At 61.9% G+C, this 15,084-nt stretch carries 18 protein-coding genes; 6 read left to right on the top strand and 12 right to left on the bottom strand.

Annotated features, from left to right (window positions below):
- Positions 1 to 130: 130 nt before the first annotated feature.
- The gene (locus tag QQL85_RS01835) at positions 131 to 1,411 is read right to left on the bottom strand and encodes a CynX/NimT family MFS transporter (protein ID WP_284354931.1); all 1,281 of its coding nucleotides are present in this window, start codon (positions 1,409 to 1,411) and stop codon (positions 131 to 133) included.
- A 12-nt stretch (positions 1,412 to 1,423) separates the two neighbouring features.
- Positions 1,424 to 2,074, bottom strand: coding sequence for a FadR/GntR family transcriptional regulator (locus tag QQL85_RS01830; RefSeq protein WP_284354930.1), 651 nt, complete (start codon positions 2,072 to 2,074; stop codon positions 1,424 to 1,426).
- 139 nt (positions 2,075 to 2,213) lie between these two features.
- On the opposite strand from QQL85_RS01830, the gene QQL85_RS01825 reads away from it, so the two are divergent.
- Positions 2,214 to 3,398 carry an alkaline phosphatase family protein gene (locus tag QQL85_RS01825; RefSeq protein WP_284354929.1) on the top strand — a complete coding sequence of 395 codons (1,185 nt, stop codon included), beginning with the start codon at positions 2,214 to 2,216 and terminating at the stop codon, positions 3,396 to 3,398.
- Positions 3,399 to 3,437: 39 nt separating this feature from the next.
- On the opposite strand, the gene hisC is transcribed toward QQL85_RS01825, so the two are convergent.
- The 10 genes from hisC to QQL85_RS01775 all read right to left on the bottom strand — a co-directional run bounded on the left by hisC (position 3,438) and on the right by QQL85_RS01775 (position 11,359).
- Positions 3,438 to 4,484 carry a histidinol-phosphate transaminase gene (gene hisC, locus QQL85_RS01820; protein ID WP_284354928.1) on the bottom strand — a complete coding sequence of 349 codons (1,047 nt, stop codon included), beginning with the start codon at positions 4,482 to 4,484 and terminating at the stop codon, positions 3,438 to 3,440.
- A 2-nt stretch (positions 4,485 to 4,486) separates the two neighbouring features.
- Entirely contained in the window at positions 4,487 to 5,812 is a 1,326-nt protein-coding gene (gene hisD, locus QQL85_RS01815) for a histidinol dehydrogenase (RefSeq protein ID WP_284354927.1), read from the bottom strand.
- Between the two features lie 126 nt (positions 5,813 to 5,938).
- Positions 5,939 to 6,574 carry an ATP phosphoribosyltransferase gene (hisG, locus tag QQL85_RS01810; protein ID WP_284354926.1) on the bottom strand — a complete coding sequence of 212 codons (636 nt, stop codon included), beginning with the start codon at positions 6,572 to 6,574 and terminating at the stop codon, positions 5,939 to 5,941.
- Between the two features lie 91 nt (positions 6,575 to 6,665).
- Positions 6,666 to 7,931, bottom strand: coding sequence for a UDP-N-acetylglucosamine 1-carboxyvinyltransferase (gene murA, locus QQL85_RS01805; protein ID WP_284354925.1), 1,266 nt, complete (start codon positions 7,929 to 7,931; stop codon positions 6,666 to 6,668).
- Between the two features lie 23 nt (positions 7,932 to 7,954).
- Complete coding sequence (locus QQL85_RS01800) at positions 7,955 to 8,194, bottom strand: BolA family protein (RefSeq protein ID WP_003255121.1); 240 nt, start codon at positions 8,192 to 8,194, stop codon at positions 7,955 to 7,957.
- A gap of 117 nt (positions 8,195 to 8,311) precedes the next feature.
- Positions 8,312 to 8,614, bottom strand: a complete 303-nt coding sequence (locus tag QQL85_RS01795; protein WP_284354924.1) for an STAS domain-containing protein — start codon at positions 8,612 to 8,614, stop codon at positions 8,312 to 8,314.
- Positions 8,611 to 9,258 carry an MlaC/ttg2D family ABC transporter substrate-binding protein gene (locus QQL85_RS01790; protein ID WP_284354923.1) on the bottom strand — a complete coding sequence of 216 codons (648 nt, stop codon included), beginning with the start codon at positions 9,256 to 9,258 and terminating at the stop codon, positions 8,611 to 8,613. Before QQL85_RS01790 ends, QQL85_RS01795 begins: the two co-directional genes overlap by 4 nt.
- Before the next feature lie 9 nt (positions 9,259 to 9,267).
- Positions 9,268 to 9,753, bottom strand: coding sequence for an outer membrane lipid asymmetry maintenance protein MlaD (mlaD, locus tag QQL85_RS01785; protein ID WP_010952152.1), 486 nt, complete (start codon positions 9,751 to 9,753; stop codon positions 9,268 to 9,270).
- The gene (gene mlaE / locus QQL85_RS01780; RefSeq protein WP_016713133.1) at positions 9,753 to 10,550 is read right to left on the bottom strand and encodes a lipid asymmetry maintenance ABC transporter permease subunit MlaE; all 798 of its coding nucleotides are present in this window, start codon (positions 10,548 to 10,550) and stop codon (positions 9,753 to 9,755) included. The genes mlaD and mlaE overlap by 1 nt, the downstream gene beginning before the upstream one ends.
- The gene (locus tag QQL85_RS01775; protein ID WP_012270662.1) at positions 10,550 to 11,359 is read right to left on the bottom strand and encodes an ATP-binding cassette domain-containing protein; all 810 of its coding nucleotides are present in this window, start codon (positions 11,357 to 11,359) and stop codon (positions 10,550 to 10,552) included. The genes mlaE and QQL85_RS01775 overlap by 1 nt, the downstream gene beginning before the upstream one ends.
- 249 nt (positions 11,360 to 11,608) lie before the next feature.
- On the opposite strand from QQL85_RS01775, the gene QQL85_RS01770 reads away from it, so the two are divergent.
- From QQL85_RS01770 to lptB, 5 genes are read left to right on the top strand one after another with little or no spacing between them, the layout of a single operon-like run.
- Positions 11,609 to 12,583, top strand: a complete 975-nt coding sequence (locus QQL85_RS01770; RefSeq protein ID WP_284354922.1) for a KpsF/GutQ family sugar-phosphate isomerase — start codon at positions 11,609 to 11,611, stop codon at positions 12,581 to 12,583.
- 11 nt (positions 12,584 to 12,594) lie between these two features.
- Positions 12,595 to 13,119: a KdsC family phosphatase gene (locus QQL85_RS01765; RefSeq protein WP_060501748.1), complete on the top strand. Its 525-nt coding sequence runs from the start codon at positions 12,595 to 12,597 to the stop codon at positions 13,117 to 13,119.
- Positions 13,120 to 13,127: 8 nt separating this feature from the next.
- Positions 13,128 to 13,700 (top strand): LPS export ABC transporter periplasmic protein LptC, encoded by a 573-nt coding sequence (gene lptC, locus QQL85_RS01760; protein ID WP_284354921.1) that lies wholly within the window; start codon positions 13,128 to 13,130, stop codon positions 13,698 to 13,700.
- On the top strand, positions 13,687 to 14,211 hold the full coding sequence (lptA, locus tag QQL85_RS01755) for a lipopolysaccharide transport periplasmic protein LptA (RefSeq protein WP_012270658.1): 525 nt from the start codon (positions 13,687 to 13,689) through the stop codon (positions 14,209 to 14,211). The genes lptC and lptA overlap by 14 nt, the downstream gene beginning before the upstream one ends.
- Positions 14,212 to 14,937, top strand: a complete 726-nt coding sequence (gene lptB, locus QQL85_RS01750) for an LPS export ABC transporter ATP-binding protein (protein WP_284354920.1) — start codon at positions 14,212 to 14,214, stop codon at positions 14,935 to 14,937.
- Positions 14,938 to 15,084: the final 147 nt, after the last annotated feature.

The raw sequence follows: 15,084 nt of genomic DNA, 5'->3' as shown, positions 1-15,084 counted from the left end.
GCTGCTTATGCCAGTACCGGCCCTTTCGCGGGCAAGCCCGCTCCCACAAGATTTGTACGAACTTCGAACCTTTCGCTTTCCTGTGGGAGCGGGCTTGCCCGCGAAGAGGCCAGTACTGCAAATACATGCCTCAGACTTTTTCGCTATCCACCTGCACATGCAACGCCCGCCCGGCACCCAGTCCGAACACGATGGCACCAATCCCCAATACCGCAAAAATCCAGCCCAGCGCCGCCCAGCCCCCGGTCAGGTCATGTACCAGCCCCACCGCAAACGGCCCCATCGACGCCAAGGTGTAGCCCACGCCCTGCGCCATGCTCGACAGGTTTGCCGCCACATGGGCGTCCTTCGAACGCAGCACGATCAAGGTCAGCGCCAGGGCAAAGGTGCCGCCCTGCCCAAGGCCCAGTACCACAGCCCAGCCCCACAGCCCGGAAATCGGTGCATACAGGCAACCGAACAGGCCTACCAGCGTCAGCAGCATGACCAGCACGATCGCCAGCCGCTGGTCCTTGCCACGAGTGGCCAGCCAGGGCGCGCTGAGCGAGCTGACCAGTTGTACAATCACCGACCCCGACAACACCAGCCCCGCCTCGGTCGGGCTCAGGCCGCGGCCGATCAGGATCGATGGCAACCAACCGAACACGATGTAAGCCAGCGATGACTGCAAGCCCATGTACAGGGTCACCTGCCAGGCCAGCGGGTCACGCCAGAGGCCACGCACGCGATAGGCCACCTTATGCAGACCATGCCCTTGGCGCGCCTGCGGCAGCCACACCAGCATGGCCAACAGGGCAGGTAGCATCCAGAAGCCCAACCCCAACGCCCAACTGCCCTCAAAATGTTGGGCCAACGGTACGGTGGCACCCGCTGCCATGGCTGCCCCCAAGCACAAGGCCATCGTGTACACACCGGTCAACGTGCCTGCGTGCTTCGGGAAGTCGCGTTTGACGATACCCGGCAACAGCACGCCGATAATGCCGATGCTAGCCCCCGCCATCAGGCTGCCGAGAAACACCCCAATTGGACCAAAGGCGCTTCGAACCACAATACCCAGCGCCAGCGTGACGAGAATGCCGAGGATCACCCGCTCGCTGCCAAAACGCCGCGCCAGCACCGGCGCCAGCGGAGCGAACAGCCCCAGGCACAGCACCGGCAAGGTGGTCAGCAAGCCGGCCTGCGAAGCATTGAGCCCCAGGCCTTCGGACACCTGCCCCAGCACCGGCGCCATGCTCGACAACGCCGGGCGCAGGTTCAATGCCACCAGCACCAGGCCGAGCAACAGCAGCCAGGGCCGCCGCAGCTTTACGGGTTGCTGCTGCACCTGTTCGTCGTCAGCCTCTGCATCGATCAGCAGCTCATCGAGGTCCCGCTCATTCGGCGGGGTATTGCGGGTGATGGATTCAGCCATGGCCTTCTCGGGTCAGGATTCGATGAGGGTGCGGCTCAGGCGCTTGGCCCGCTCCGCGTCGCGTTGTTCGATGGCTTCGAGGATCTGACCGTGCAGGTCGAACGTGGCCTGGCAACGGGGCACAGTCGCCATGTTGTGGTGCAGCGCAGCAGCCACCACTCCGGAAAAGTACCGGTACAGCTCGCTCAATGCCGGGTTGTGAGCGGCATCCACCAGCCGCTGATGAAACACCAGGTCGCACGCCACATAAGTATCAACATCCGCGTGAAAGTGCCCGGCACTGCTGGCCAGCGCATCGCGTAGCGCCTGCAAATCGGCATCGGTACGGCGCAGCGCCGCCAGCCCGATGGCTTCGGCTTCGAGGATGTGACGGGTTTCCCGGGCCTGCTCGGCGGTGCAACGGGACATCGCCTGCACCGCCAGCAATGGGTCCTGGGCCGTCCGCAGATAGCTGCCATCGCCTTGGCGTATTTCCACCAGGCCACTGAAAGCCAGTACACGCATCGCTTCACGCACAGTGTTGCGGCTTATGCCCAGTTGCAGGGCCAACTCAGGCTCGGTGGGTAAACGCTGGCCCACCTGCCAATCGCCTAGCACGATGCGTTCACGCATACGCTCCACAGCAAGCTCAACCAGAGAACGCTTGGTCAGCTCGGTATTCATTGCACTCAACCAATCATCCGATGAATTTGTACAGCTTACTGGAGGTCGGGCAATGCCGTAAACCACCTGGCATTTCTGCCAGTTGTGGACAAATACCTTTATTGCAACGCTCGTGGGGTACTTTCAAGGGCGTACTTACATGCGACTGACGAGCCTGCTGTTACTGCTGCTCCTGGCCATATTGCCGGGTTGCGAACCCGCCCAACACCCGAGCCGCCCCAAGGCCTTGTTGATCGGCCTCGATGGCGTGCAACTGGAGCATTACCTGCAACTGGGTGACGCCACCAACCTGAAGCAGCGGCTGCATTACGGCAAGGCCTACGCTGGCGGCATCAATGGCAAGGCCAGCGAGCAACCGACCTTGAGTGGCCCCGGCTGGGTCACGTTACTGACCGGCGTGTGGAGCAACAAGCATGGCGTTGGCTCGAACGCCGAGTCATTGCGGGTAGACCCGGCGTTTCCCAGCGTGTTCAAACGGCTGCGCCTGGACATGCCCAATGCCTACCTGTCCAGCGTGGTCGGCTGGTCACCGCTGAACACGGCCTATCTGCTGGAAGATGCCCATGGCGCCGATGTACGTGAGAGTGGTTTATCAGATGCGCGAGTCATCGCGCGAACGCTTCAGATCCTGGACGATACACCCGCCGACTTCACCTTCATTCAACTGGATGAAGCGGACCAGGTTGGGCACGACAGTGGCTTTGGAGAACGCTATCAACGGTCGTTGCGCACGCTCGACAGCCAGATCGGGCAGTTGCTGGACAAGGTCAACGCGCGTCAGCGCCTGAACCCGCAAGAAGACTGGCTGGTGATCGTCAGCACGGACCATGGGCGGGATTATTGGGGCAAAGCGCACGGCGGTATGTCGGAGCAGGAAAAAACCACCTTCATTGCCAGCAACAAGCCATTGAACCTGGAGCTTACGCAACCCAGTATCCCGGCGGAAAACCCTGGGCCGAACCACCTGTACAGCCTGCCCGCGCAAACCTCGGTCGCCCCTACCCTATTGCGGCACATGGGCTTGAAGCTGTTACCAGAATGGCTACTGGACGGCACGCCGTTGCTGGGTGACACCGGTGTGCGCAAGCTGCGGGTCGAGGAGGCCAAGGGGCGGGTACGCTGGAACAGCAATGCCAGTGGATACCTGACGATAATCAAGAACGAGCATGTGGTTGCGCAGGTACCGGCCAAGGACGGGCAATGGACTGATCCCGATGGCATGGGGCAAGAGAACGACTATGTGCTGGTACTCGATGGAATACCGGCGGCAGTGCGCAACCGGCCGGCTGGCAAAGCGTTTGTTATCGAAGAAAACAGCTATTGAGCCGGGCGCGCTCTTGGTGGAAGCGCGCCCGACAATGCCTCAGTTCAACGCGTCGAGCAACGCCTGGTTCATCTCTGGCGTGCCGATGGTGATGCGCAGGAACTGGGCGATGCGTGCCTGCTTGAAGTGGCGCACGATCACGCCCTGTTCGCGCAGGCGTGCTGCCAGCTCACCGGCATCCTGCTGCGGGTGCCGTGCGAAGATGAAGTTGGCAGCCGATGGCAACACTTCAAAGCCCTTTGCTTGCAACTGCCCGACCAACACCTCGCGGCTGTCGATCACCTTGCGGCAGGTTTCCTCGAAGTACTCGCGGTCCTCGAACGCCACCGCCGCGCCTACGATCGCCGCACGGTCCAGCGGGTAGGAGTTGAAGCTGTTCTTGATTCGCTCCAGCGCCTCGATCAAATCCGGGTGCCCCACCGCCAGGCCAACCCGCAGGCCGGCCAGCGAGCGCGACTTCGACAGCGTCTGGGTGACCAGCAGGTTGTCGTAGCGGTCCACTAGGCTGATGGCTGTCTCGCCGCCGAAATCGATGTAAGCCTCATCGACCACCACCACCGAATCACGGTTGGCCTGCAGCAACTGCTCGACAGCCTGCAAGGGCATCAGGCAGCCGGTCGGCGCATTGGGGTTGGGGAATATGATGCCGGCGTTGGGCTTTTTGTAGTCCTCGATGCGGATCTGGAACTGGTCATCCAGCGCCACCTGCTCGAAAGCGATACCGTACAGGCCGCAATAAACCGGGTAGAAGCTGTAGCTGATATCCGGGAACAACAGCGGTGCATCGTGCTGGAACAGACCGTGGAAGATGTGCGCCAGCACCTCATCCGAGCCGTTGCCGACGAATACCTGGGCCGGCGTTACGCCGTAATACTCGGCAACCGCCTGCTTCAACCGATCACCGTTCGGGTCCGGGTACAGGCGCAGGTTGTCGTTCAGCTCGCCGCGCATGGCCTCCAGCGCCTTGGGCGATGGGCCGTAGGGGTTTTCGTTGGTGTTCAACTTGACCAGGCGGGCCAGCTTGGGCTGCTCGCCCGGCACATAAGGCACCAGGTCCTTGACGAAGGGGCTCCAGAATCGACTCATGCTCAGTTCCCCTTCTCTTGGGTCAGGATACGGTATTCAGCGCTGCGGGCGTGGGCAGTCAGCGACTCGCCACGCGCCAGGACCGATGCGGTGTGGCCCAACTCGGAGGCACCCTGCTCGGAGCAGAAAATGATCGACGAACGCTTCTGGAAGTCATACACCCCCAGCGGCGACGAGAAACGTGCGGTACCGGAGGTCGGCAGCACATGGTTGGGGCCGGCACAATAATCGCCCAGCGCTTCGCTGGTGTGACGGCCCATGAAGATCGCGCCAGCATGGCGAATGTGCGGCAGCCAGGCTTGCGGGTCGGCCACCGACAGCTCCAGGTGCTCCGGTGCAATGCGGTTAGCCACGTCCATGGCCTGTTGCATGTCACGCACCTGAATCAGCGCACCACGGCCATTGATCGACTTCTCGATGATCTCGGCACGCTCCATGGTCGGCATCAGCTTGTCGATACTGGCGGCAACGCGGTCGAGGAACGCGGCATCCGGGCTGACCAGGATGGCCTGGGCGTCTTCGTCGTGCTCGGCTTGGGAGAACAGGTCCATGGCGATCCAGTCCGGGTCGGTCTGGCCGTCACATACCACGAGAATTTCCGACGGACCGGCGATCATGTCGATGCCTACCTGGCCAAACACATGGCGCTTGGCGGTGGCAACGTAGATGTTGCCCGGGCCGACGATCTTGTCCACCTGTGGCACGCTTTCGGTGCCGTAGGCCAGCGCGGCGACTGCCTGGGCACCGCCGACAGTGAACACTCGGTCGACACCGGCAATGCAGGCGGCCGCCAGCACCAGTTCGTTGACCTCGCCACGCGGGGTCGGCACCACCATCACCACCTCGGCCACACCGGCAACCTTGGCCGGGATGGCGTTCATCAGCACCGACGACGGGTACGACGCCTTGCCGCCTGGTACATACAGGCCAGCACGGTCCAGCGGGGTGACTTTCTGACCAAGCACGGTGCCATCGGCCTCGGTGTACTGCCAGGAGTCCTGTTTCTGCCGCTCGTGGTACATGCGCACACGGTTGGCGGCCTTTTCCAGGGCTTCGCGTTGGGCCGGGGTGATGCGGGTCAGCGCCAGCTCCAGGCGTTCACGATTGAGGATCAGGTCATCGATCGACTTGGCGTCAACGCCGTCGAAACGCTGGGTGAATTCCACCAGTGCCGCATCGCCGCGCTCACGCACGCCCTTGATGATGTCGAGCACGCGCTGGTTGACCGCGTCATCGGACACACTTTCCCAGCTCAGCAGATGATCCAGATGTCGGGCGAAATCCGGATCAGCGGCGTTGAGACGGGCAATTGCAGTGGACACGGTCATGGCGAGGGCCTCGATTATTAGCGAATGCTCAGGCGCCCTAGGCTACCAGTCCATCCGCGCGGGCACCCGAGAAAAGTGGCTATGACGCGGATAGACGGGCGCGACAGCGAAGGCCGCGCGCAGGAGTCAGCCGCGGTGTCGCGATTCGACCGCTTGACGCAGCGTGTCGATCAGGCTCTGGATACGGGCGTGCTGCATTTTCATGGAGGCCTTGTTGACCACCAGGCGCGAGCTGATCGTGGCGATCAGTTCCTGGGGCTCCAGGCCATTGGCACGCAGGGTGTTGCCGGTGTCGACCACGTCGATGATCTTGTCGGCGAGGTTGATCAACGGTGCCAGCTCCATCGAGCCGTACAGCTTGATGATGTCGACCTGGCGGCCCTGCTCGGCATAGTAGCGCTTGGCTACGTTGACGAACTTGGTGGCAACACGCAGGCGGCCCTTGGGCTCAGGAGCACCCACTGCGCCAGCAGTCATCAGCTTGCACTGGGCAATCTGCAGGTCCAGTGGCTCGTACAGGCCCTGGCCGCCGTACTCCATCAGCACGTCCTTGCCGGCCACACCCAGGTCGGCGGCACCATGCTCGACATAGGTCGGCACGTCGGTGGCACGCACGATCAGCAGGCGCACATCTTCCTGCGTGGTAGGGATGATCAGTTTGCGGCTCTTGTCCGGGTTCTCGGTCGGCACGATGCCGGCCTCGGCCAGCAGCGGCAGGGTATCGTCGAGAATACGGCCTTTGGAAAGCGCGATGGTCAACATTGGAACGTCGGTCCTTAAGCGGCTACTGCCGGCCAGGTCATCGACCTGGCCGCATTCAATTCGAAAGGTGCATCCTTGCACCGGCGGGCTACTAGCCCGGTACGCGGCGGATTTTCGCGCCGAGCATCTGCAGTTTCTCTTCGATGCACTCGTAACCACGGTCGATGTGGTAGATGCGATCGATCAGGGTATCGCCTTCGGCAACCAGCGCCGACAGCACCAGGCTGGCGGAAGCACGCAGGTCGGTGGCCATGACCGGGGCACCTTTGAGTGCCTTGACGCCAGTGACGATGGCCGTGTTGCCTTCGACCTGGATCTGCGCGCCCATGCGGTGCATTTCGTAAACGTGCATGAAGCGGTTTTCGAAGATGGTCTCGATCACCGCGCCAGTGCCTTCGGCAATAGCGTTCAGCGAAATGAACTGCGCCTGCATGTCGGTCGGGAATGCCGGGTACGGGGCGGTACGCAGGTTAACGGCTTTTGGCCGCTTGCCGTGCATGTCCAGTTCGATCCAGTCTTCACCTGTGTTGATGTCGGCGCCGGATTCCTTGAGTTTTTCCAGTACGGCCTCAAGGATGGTCGGGTCGGTGTCCTTGACCTTGACGCGACCACCGGTCACGGCAGCAGCAACCAGGTAGGTACCGGTCTCGATACGGTCCGGCATCACACGGTAAGTGGCCGAGTGCAGGCGCTCGACGCCATCGATGGTGATGGTGTCGGTACCCGCGCCTTCAACTTTGCCGCCCATGGCGTTGATGAAGTTGGCTAGGTCGACCACTTCCGGCTCGCGCGCGGCGTTTTGCAGCACGCTGCGGCCCCTGGCCAGAGCAGCGGCCATCATGATGTTCTCGGTACCGGTCACGCTGACGGTGTCGAAGAAGAAGTGCGCACCGCGCAAGCCGCCTTCAGGCGCCTTGGCCTTGATGTAACCGCCTTCGACTTCGATTTTCGCACCCATGGCTTCAAGGCCGCGGATGTGCAGGTCGACCGGGCGCGAGCCAATGGCGCAACCGCCTGGCAGGGCCACTTCGGCCTCACCGAAACGGGCGACCATCGGGCCCAGCACCAGGATCGAGGCGCGCATGGTCTTGACCAGTTCGTAAGGCGCTACCAGGGTTTTGATGGTGCGTGGGTCGATCTCCACCGACAGCTTTTCGTCGATCACAGGCTCGATGCCCATGCGCCCGAACAGCTCGATCATGGTGGTGATGTCGTGCAGGTGCGGCAGATTGCCCACGGTGACCGGGCCGTCTGCCAACAGGGTCGCCGCCAGAATCGGCAGGGCAGCGTTTTTCGCGCCCGAAATGCGGATCTCGCCGTCAAGGCGAGCACCGCCAGTAATAATCAGTTTGTCCATTGGAATCTCGCCGCCAAGTTGGCTCAGGTGCGCTCAGCCCAGGCTGCGCTGCTGAAAAATTTCATGGTTACCGCATGGATGCTGCCATTGGCGATCCACGGATTCAGGTGAGCATAGATCGCCTGCTGGCGTTTGACCGGGCTCAGGCCAGCCAACTCGTCGCTGATCACGTTCAACTGGAAGTTGCAGCCTTCGCCTTCAACTTCGACCCGGGAACCCGGCAATTTCTCTTCAAGGAAGCTTTTAACTTCTACGGCCTGCATGCTCAACCTCAATCGGCGCCCGATGCGCACGGGTCGGCCATCATACAAAAAAGCCCCTCGCCTGCGAAGCCCAACGAGGGCTTCGCTGACCGAGGGGCCATCATCCGTGCTTGGCCATTAGGTTGCCAGCACTTCGTCGAGGTCATAGACCCCGGCAATTTCCCGCATATCGTCAGGCATGCTTCGCACCTGGCAGCCTTTACCGGCGGCCTGGGCATCGCGCATGAATGCCAGCAGCAGCGACAGGCCGACACTGGTGGAATGTTGCACCGCCGAGCAATCGAGCACCAGCTGCGCCTCGCGGCAAGCCGAGATCAGCGCCTTGCCCTGCTTGCGCAGGACCGGCCCGCTGCGGTAGTCCAGCACGCCAGCCAGGCACAGTACGCCCGGCTCGGCCATGCTTACAGCGGCCTCACTCATTTGACGGTCTTCTCCGGGGAGCTGTCGGCAGCCTGCTTGGCCTTGGCCACTTCGCCGGCCCAACCATCGATGGTCTTGTCCAGGTCGTTGCCGTTGCGCTGCATGGCATCGGCGAACTGGTCACGGAACAGCTTGCCGATGTTGATGCCGTTGACGATGACGTTACGCACCTTCCACTCGCCGCCGATGTTTTCCAGGGTGTATTGCACCGGGTACACGGCACCGTTGTTGCCGGTGACCTTCATGCCGACACTGGCGCGCTTGCCGTCGTCGGCCTTGGCCGGATCGACGATGATGCCCTGGTTGTTGTATTCGAGCAGGGCGTTGCCATAGAACTGCATCAGGCTGCGCTTGAAGTTTTCCTGGAAGCGCTGCATCTGCTCCGGGGTAGCCTTGCGCGAATACTTGACGGTCATGATGCTGCGGGAAATCCCGTCAGCGTCCACCACCGGGCCGAGAATGCGGTTAAGCGAATCGTAGAAGGCGTTGGGGTTGGACTTGTACTGCTCCTTGTTGGCCTTGAGGTCGCCGAGCAGTTCAGTGGTCGTGCCCTGAACCACGTCGTGCGGCGTCTGCGCAGCCAGGGTCAGCAGGGGGAAAGCCGCCAGCAGAACCAGCAGGCCGCGTCGCAGAATGGAAATCATGGAAACTCCTTAATTAGCCGGTTGCGCTTCTTTCGGTTCCTTGCCAACGGAGTTGAGCAGGAACTTGCCAATCAGATCTTCCAGCACCAGTGCCGACTGGGTGTCGTGGATGGTCGCGCCGTCCTTGAGCACTTCGTCTTCACCGCCCACGCTGATGCCGATGTACTTCTCGCCAAGCAAACCGGCGGTCAGGATCGATGCAGTGGAGTCGGTCGGCAGGTTGTCAACCGACTTGTCCAGTTGCAGGGTCACCCGACCGGTGTAGGAATCACGGTCCAGATCGATGGCGGTAACCTTGCCGATGGTCACACCGGCCATGGTCACTTTAGCTCTGACCGTCAAACCGGCGATATTGTCGAAATACGCATAAACTTTATAGGTATCGCTGCTCGGGCTGGCCGACAGCCCGCTGACACGCAGGGCCAGCAGCAGCAGCGCCAAGATCCCGGCCAGGAGGAAAAGGCCGACACCGATTTCCAGGGTGCGGTTTTGCATCAGAAATCTCCAAACATCAAGGCGGTCAGAATAAAGTCCAGACCCAGCACTGCCAACGAGGCATAGACCACGGTCTTGGTGGTGGCACGGCTGATCCCTTCTGAGGTGGGCTCACAGTCGTACCCCTGGAATACGGCGATCCAGGTCGTGACGAAGGCGAACACCAGGCTCTTGATCAGCCCGTTGAGCACGTCGTCGGTGAAGGAAACACTGTTCTGCATGTTGGCCCAGAACGAGCCCTCATACACACCCAGCCAGTCCACGGCCACCCACGACCCACCCCAGATACCGACAACGCTGAAGATCAGCGCCAGCAGCGGCAGCGAGATGAAACCGGCCCACAGGCGAGGCGCGACGATGTACTTGAGCGGGTCGACGCCGATCATTTCCAGGCTCGACAGTTGCTCGGTTGACTTCATGTTGCCGATTTCAGCTGTCAGCGCCGAACCGGCACGGCCGGCGAACAGCAACGCCGTCACCACCGGGCCAAGCTCACGCAACAGGGTCAGGGCGACCATCTGCCCCACCGCCTGCTCAGAACCGTATTTGGTCAGGATGCTGTAGCCCTGCAGCGCCAGCACCATGCCGATGAACACCCCGGACACGACGATGATCGCCAGCGACAGCACGCCCACTGAATACAGCTGCTTGGTCAGCAACTGGAAACCGCCGCCGATGCCGCCACGGCCGATCAGTGCATGGAACAGGAACAGGCAGGAACGCCCCAGAACCGCCAGCACGTCGATCGCCGAGCGACCCAGCAGGCGGACACGTTCGAGTAAGGATCTTCTGCGCATCAACGCGCCCCCAGCAGGTCGGCGCGGTAATCAGGCGCAGGAAAGTGGAAGGGTACCGGGCCGTCCGGGTCGCCCTTCATGAACTGGCGAATCCGCGGGTTGTCCGAGCCCATCAGCTCATCAGGCGTGCCTTGGCCCAGCACCTGGCCGTCCCCCACCACATAGATGTAGTCGGCAATGCTGGCGGTTTCTGCCAGGTCATGGGACACCACGATGCTGGTAATGCCCAGCGCATCGTTGAGCAGACGGATCAGGCGCACCAGCACGCCCATGGCGATCGGGTCCTGGCCGACGAACGGTTCGTCGTACATGAGGATCTGAGGGTCCAGGGCAATTGCCCGGGCCAGCGCCACGCGACGTTTCATGCCGCCAGACAACTCGTCAGGCATCAGGTCGATGGCACCGCGCAGGCCCACGGCCTGCAGCTTCATCAACACGATGTCACGGATCATTTCGTCCGACAGCTGGGTATGCACGCGCAGCGGGAACGCGACGTTCTCGAACACATCGAGGTCGGTGAACAGCGCGCCGCTCTGAAACAGCACCCCCATCTGCTTGCGGGCGTCGAACAGGTCGCTGCGCGACAGCGTCGGCAGGTTTTGCCCGGCAACCCATACCTCACCGCTGGAGGGGCGCAACTGCGCGCCCATCAAGCGGAGCAACGTGGTCTTGCCGCAACCCGATGGCCCCATGATGCCGGTGACCTTGCCGCGCGGGATGCGAATGTCGACGTTGCTGAAAATGCTGCGCGAACCGCGTTTGAAGGTAACCCCCTTCAACTCGACCGCGTAGGCGCTATCCACACTCATCTGGACTCCTTGCTAGTGCAGCCTCGTCCTAATGGACGCCGGCCTCCATCAGGAAGGCACACGCCCCCCCTGGCAGGCCGAATAGCGGCGAACTATAGCACCGCTGACAGCGCCGCCCCAAGGCCAGGCAACGAGTCGTTCAGCCCTGTGACAGGCTTTGCTGACATTCGCCACAGCAATCGAAAGGGTGAGGGTTTTCGTCATTGCGCGTATAATCGCGGCCTTTTCATCAGGCATTGCTTTTTCGACATGAGCCAATCCAGCGAGCTGATCCAATCCGCCCAACGCACCCTGCGCCTGGAACTCGAGGCCGTAGAGGCCCTGCTGGCGCGCATCGACGACAATTTCGTCAAGGCCTGCGAACTGATCCAGGCCTGCAAGGGCCGGGTTGTCGTGGTCGGCATGGGCAAGTCAGGGCACATCGGCAACAAGATCGCCGCCACCCTGGCCAGCACCGGCACACCCGCATTTTTCGTGCACCCGGCCGAAGCCAGCCATGGCGACATGGGCATGATCACCCGCGAGGATGTCATCCTTGCCCTGTCGAATTCAGGCAGCACTGCCGAGATCGTCACCCTGCTGCCCCTGATCAAGCGCCTGGGCATCAAGCTGATCAGCCTGACCGGCAACCCGGACTCGCCCCTGGCCCAGGCCGCCGAGGTCAACCTCGACGCCCGCGTCGAACAAGAGGCCTGCCCACTGAACCTGGCGCCCACCTCCTCTACCACGGCATCGCTGGTGCTGGGGGACTGCCTGGCCATCGCGTTGCTCGAAGCCCGCGGTTTCACCGCCGAGGACTTTGCCTTCTCGCACCCGGGTGGCGCACTGGGCCGACGCCTGCTGCTGAAGGTCGAAAACGTGATGCACAGCGGCGACGAACTGCCCCAGGTGCCCCGCGGCACCCTGCTCAAGGACGCACTCCTTGAAATGTCCCGCAAAGGTTTGGGCATGACCGTCATCGTCGAAGCTGACGGCAAGCTGGCCGGGATCTTCACCGACGGCGACCTGCGCCGTAGCCTGGACCGCAACATCGACGTGCACACCACCCTGATCGACCAGGTCATGACCGTGCACGGCAAGACGGCACGCGCCGAAATGCTTGCCGCAGAAGCCCTGAAGATCATGGAAGACCACAAGATCGGTGCCCTGGTGGTGGTGGACCGCGAAGACCGCCCGACCGGTGCCCTGAACATGCACGACCTGTTGCGCGCCGGCGTAATGTAAGGAGCGATGGAATGAACCAGGACCTCATGCAACGCGGCAAGCACATCAAGCTGGCAGTGTTCGACGTGGACGGCGTGCTCACCGACGGGCGCCTGTACTTCCTCGAAGACGGCAGCGAATTCAAGACCTTCAACACCCTCGACGGCCAGGGCATCAAGATGCTCATGAATTCGGGCGTGACCACCGCGATCATCAGCGGCCGCAAGACCCCGGTGGTCGAGCGCCGGGCCAGAAACCTCGGCATCCCGCACCTGTACCAAGGCCGAGAGGACAAATTGGTCGTGCTTGACGGCCTGCTCGCCGAACTGGGCCTAAGCTATGATCAAGTGGCCTACCTGGGCGACGACCTGCCGGACCTGCCGGTCATTCGTCGGGTAGCATTGGGCATGGCCGTGGCCAACGCCGCGCCGTTCGTTCGCCAGCACGCCCACGGCGTGACCCAGGCACGCGGCGGCGAAGGTGCGGCCCGTGAATTCTGCGAACTGATCATGCAGGCCCAGGGCACCCTGGACGCTGCCAACGCCAATTACCTGTAAGGCTGCCCATGTTCAGCAAGAAAGCCCGCAATGCTGCGCTGCTCGCAGTGATCGCTGCCCTGCTGGTGGCGATCGGCTACTGGAATGTCAGCCCGGAAAGCTTCCTCGACAAGCCGGTAAGCCAGGTCGATGAGAGCGCCATCGACTACTATGCGATCAACGCCCACAGTGTGCAGTTTCTGCCCGACGGCAAGCTGCAGTACGAAATGACCGCCGACAAGGTCGAACACCTCAAGGCCAGTGAAATCACCCTGCTGACCACGCCGGACCTGCACATGTACCGCGGCACCGAATACCCGTGGCATGTACAGAGCACCCGCGCCGAGGTCAACCCGGACGGTACCGAGGTCGAACTGATCGACAAGGTACGGGTTGCCCGCACTGACGAAAAGCAGCGCGAAACCATCATTACCAGCTCACGCATGACTGTGTTCCCGCAGAAGCAATATGCGCAGACCGAGCAAGCCGTTAGAATCGACGGCGCCGGTGGCACTACTACGGGCAAAGGAATGAAAGCGTATTTGAAAGAAGGCAAGATGGACTTGCTCTCTAACGTAAGAGGACAGTATGAGGCTCGTTAAAACCCTCCCCCTTTTGCTCAGCCTGAGCGCAGCACTGGGAAGCGCGAGCGCCCTCGCCCTGCCGAATGACCGTGACCAGCCTATCCGCATCCAGGCCGACAACGCCCACCTGGACGACAAGCAAGGCGTGGCCACCTACACCGGCGACGTGATCATCACCCAAGGTTCGATGATGATCAAAGGCAACACCGTGACCATCACCCGTTCCGCCTCTGGCGACATCGACGTGGTGACCTCGGTGGGCAACCTGGCCTACTTCGAGCAGCAGCAGAGCGCGGCCAAGCCGGACAAGATGAAAGGCTGGGGCGTGACCATCCAGTACCAGTCGCAAAAAGACCTGGTGATCCTCACCGACCGTGCCAAGGTCGAGAACGAGGGCAACACCACCGAAGGCGAGAAAATCGTCTACAACACCCAGACCCAGGTGGCGACTGCCGGTCGCGGTGGTAACGTGACCACACCGCGTCAGCGTATCGACATGGTGATCCAGCCCAAGAAGAAGGCCGAGTAAATGGCAACCCTCAAAGCCCAGCACCTGGCCAAGAGCTACAAGGGGCGGCAGGTCGTACGTGACGTCAGCCTGTCGATCGACAGCGGCCAGATCGTTGGCCTGCTCGGTCCCAACGGCGCCGGCAAGACCACCTGCTTCTACATGATTGTCGGGCTGGTCCAGGCCGAGCAGGGGCGTGTGCTTATCGATAACCTCGATGTCAGCCACCAGCCCATGCACGGTCGCGCCCGCGCAGGCATTGGCTACCTGCCGCAGGAGGCCTCGATCTTCCGCAAGCTGTCGGTGGCCGACAACATCATGGCCATCCTCGAGACTCGCAAGGAACTCGACCGCGAAGGGCGCCGCAAAGAACTGGAAAGCCTGCTGCAGGAATTCCACATCAGCCATATTCGCGACAACCTTGGCATGAGCCTGTCCGGTGGTGAACGCCGCCGTGTCGAGATCGCCCGCGCCCTGGCGACCGCCCCCAAGTTCATTCTGCTGGACGAACCCTTCGCCGGTGTCGACCCGATTTCGGTCGGCGACATCAAGCAGATCATCCACCACCTCAAGGCCAAGGGCATCGGTGTATTGATCACCGACCACAACGTGCGCGAGACCCTGGATATCTGCGAAACCGCCTATATCGTCAATGATGGCCGCCTGATCGCAGAAGGCGATGCCGAAACCATCCTGGCCAACGACCTGGTCAAAGAGGTTTACCTGGGCCACGAGTTCCGTCTCTGACCCCGATACATGCCTGGAGTACCGGCAAATCGCCCTGAAACCGGGGTTAAAGTTGTTACAGTGCTCTAGGCAAACGCTACAATTTAAGGCATAAAACTTGCTTGATCTGGCGCTCCGGCGCCCTCGTGTAGTGGATGGCGCATGCGC

Source organism: Pseudomonas putida, assembly GCF_030159595.1.
Taxonomy (GTDB): domain Bacteria; phylum Pseudomonadota; class Gammaproteobacteria; order Pseudomonadales; family Pseudomonadaceae; genus Aquipseudomonas; species Aquipseudomonas putida_AC.
This window is presented reverse-complemented; position numbering and strand designations above follow the sequence as displayed.

Excerpts from the sequence above, each read along its gene's own strand:
- QQL85_RS01835 (WP_284354931.1), bottom strand. The coding sequence starts at position 1,411 with ATGGCTGAATCCATCACCCGCAATACCCCGCCGAATGAGCGGGACCTC.
- QQL85_RS01830 (WP_284354930.1), bottom strand. The coding sequence starts at position 2,074 with ATGAATACCGAGCTGACCAAGCGTTCTCTGGTTGAGCTTGCTGTGGAG.
- QQL85_RS01825 (WP_284354929.1), top strand. The coding sequence starts at position 2,214 with ATGCGACTGACGAGCCTGCTGTTACTGCTGCTCCTGGCCATATTGCCG.
- hisC (WP_284354928.1), bottom strand. The coding sequence starts at position 4,484 with ATGAGTCGATTCTGGAGCCCCTTCGTCAAGGACCTGGTGCCTTATGTG.
- hisD (WP_284354927.1), bottom strand. The coding sequence starts at position 5,812 with ATGACCGTGTCCACTGCAATTGCCCGTCTCAACGCCGCTGATCCGGAT.
- hisG (WP_284354926.1), bottom strand. The coding sequence starts at position 6,574 with ATGTTGACCATCGCGCTTTCCAAAGGCCGTATTCTCGACGATACCCTG.
- murA (WP_284354925.1), bottom strand. The coding sequence starts at position 7,931 with ATGGACAAACTGATTATTACTGGCGGTGCTCGCCTTGACGGCGAGATC.
- QQL85_RS01800 (WP_003255121.1), bottom strand. The coding sequence starts at position 8,194 with ATGCAGGCCGTAGAAGTTAAAAGCTTCCTTGAAGAGAAATTGCCGGGT.
- QQL85_RS01795 (WP_284354924.1), bottom strand. The coding sequence starts at position 8,614 with ATGAGTGAGGCCGCTGTAAGCATGGCCGAGCCGGGCGTACTGTGCCTG.
- QQL85_RS01790 (WP_284354923.1), bottom strand. The coding sequence starts at position 9,258 with ATGATTTCCATTCTGCGACGCGGCCTGCTGGTTCTGCTGGCGGCTTTC.
- mlaD (WP_010952152.1), bottom strand. The coding sequence starts at position 9,753 with ATGCAAAACCGCACCCTGGAAATCGGTGTCGGCCTTTTCCTCCTGGCC.
- mlaE (WP_016713133.1), bottom strand. The coding sequence starts at position 10,550 with ATGCGCAGAAGATCCTTACTCGAACGTGTCCGCCTGCTGGGTCGCTCG.
- QQL85_RS01775 (WP_012270662.1), bottom strand. The coding sequence starts at position 11,359 with ATGAGTGTGGATAGCGCCTACGCGGTCGAGTTGAAGGGGGTTACCTTC.
- QQL85_RS01770 (WP_284354922.1), top strand. The coding sequence starts at position 11,609 with ATGAGCCAATCCAGCGAGCTGATCCAATCCGCCCAACGCACCCTGCGC.
- QQL85_RS01765 (WP_060501748.1), top strand. The coding sequence starts at position 12,595 with ATGAACCAGGACCTCATGCAACGCGGCAAGCACATCAAGCTGGCAGTG.
- lptC (WP_284354921.1), top strand. The coding sequence starts at position 13,128 with ATGTTCAGCAAGAAAGCCCGCAATGCTGCGCTGCTCGCAGTGATCGCT.
- lptA (WP_012270658.1), top strand. The coding sequence starts at position 13,687 with ATGAGGCTCGTTAAAACCCTCCCCCTTTTGCTCAGCCTGAGCGCAGCA.
- lptB (WP_284354920.1), top strand. The coding sequence starts at position 14,212 with ATGGCAACCCTCAAAGCCCAGCACCTGGCCAAGAGCTACAAGGGGCGG.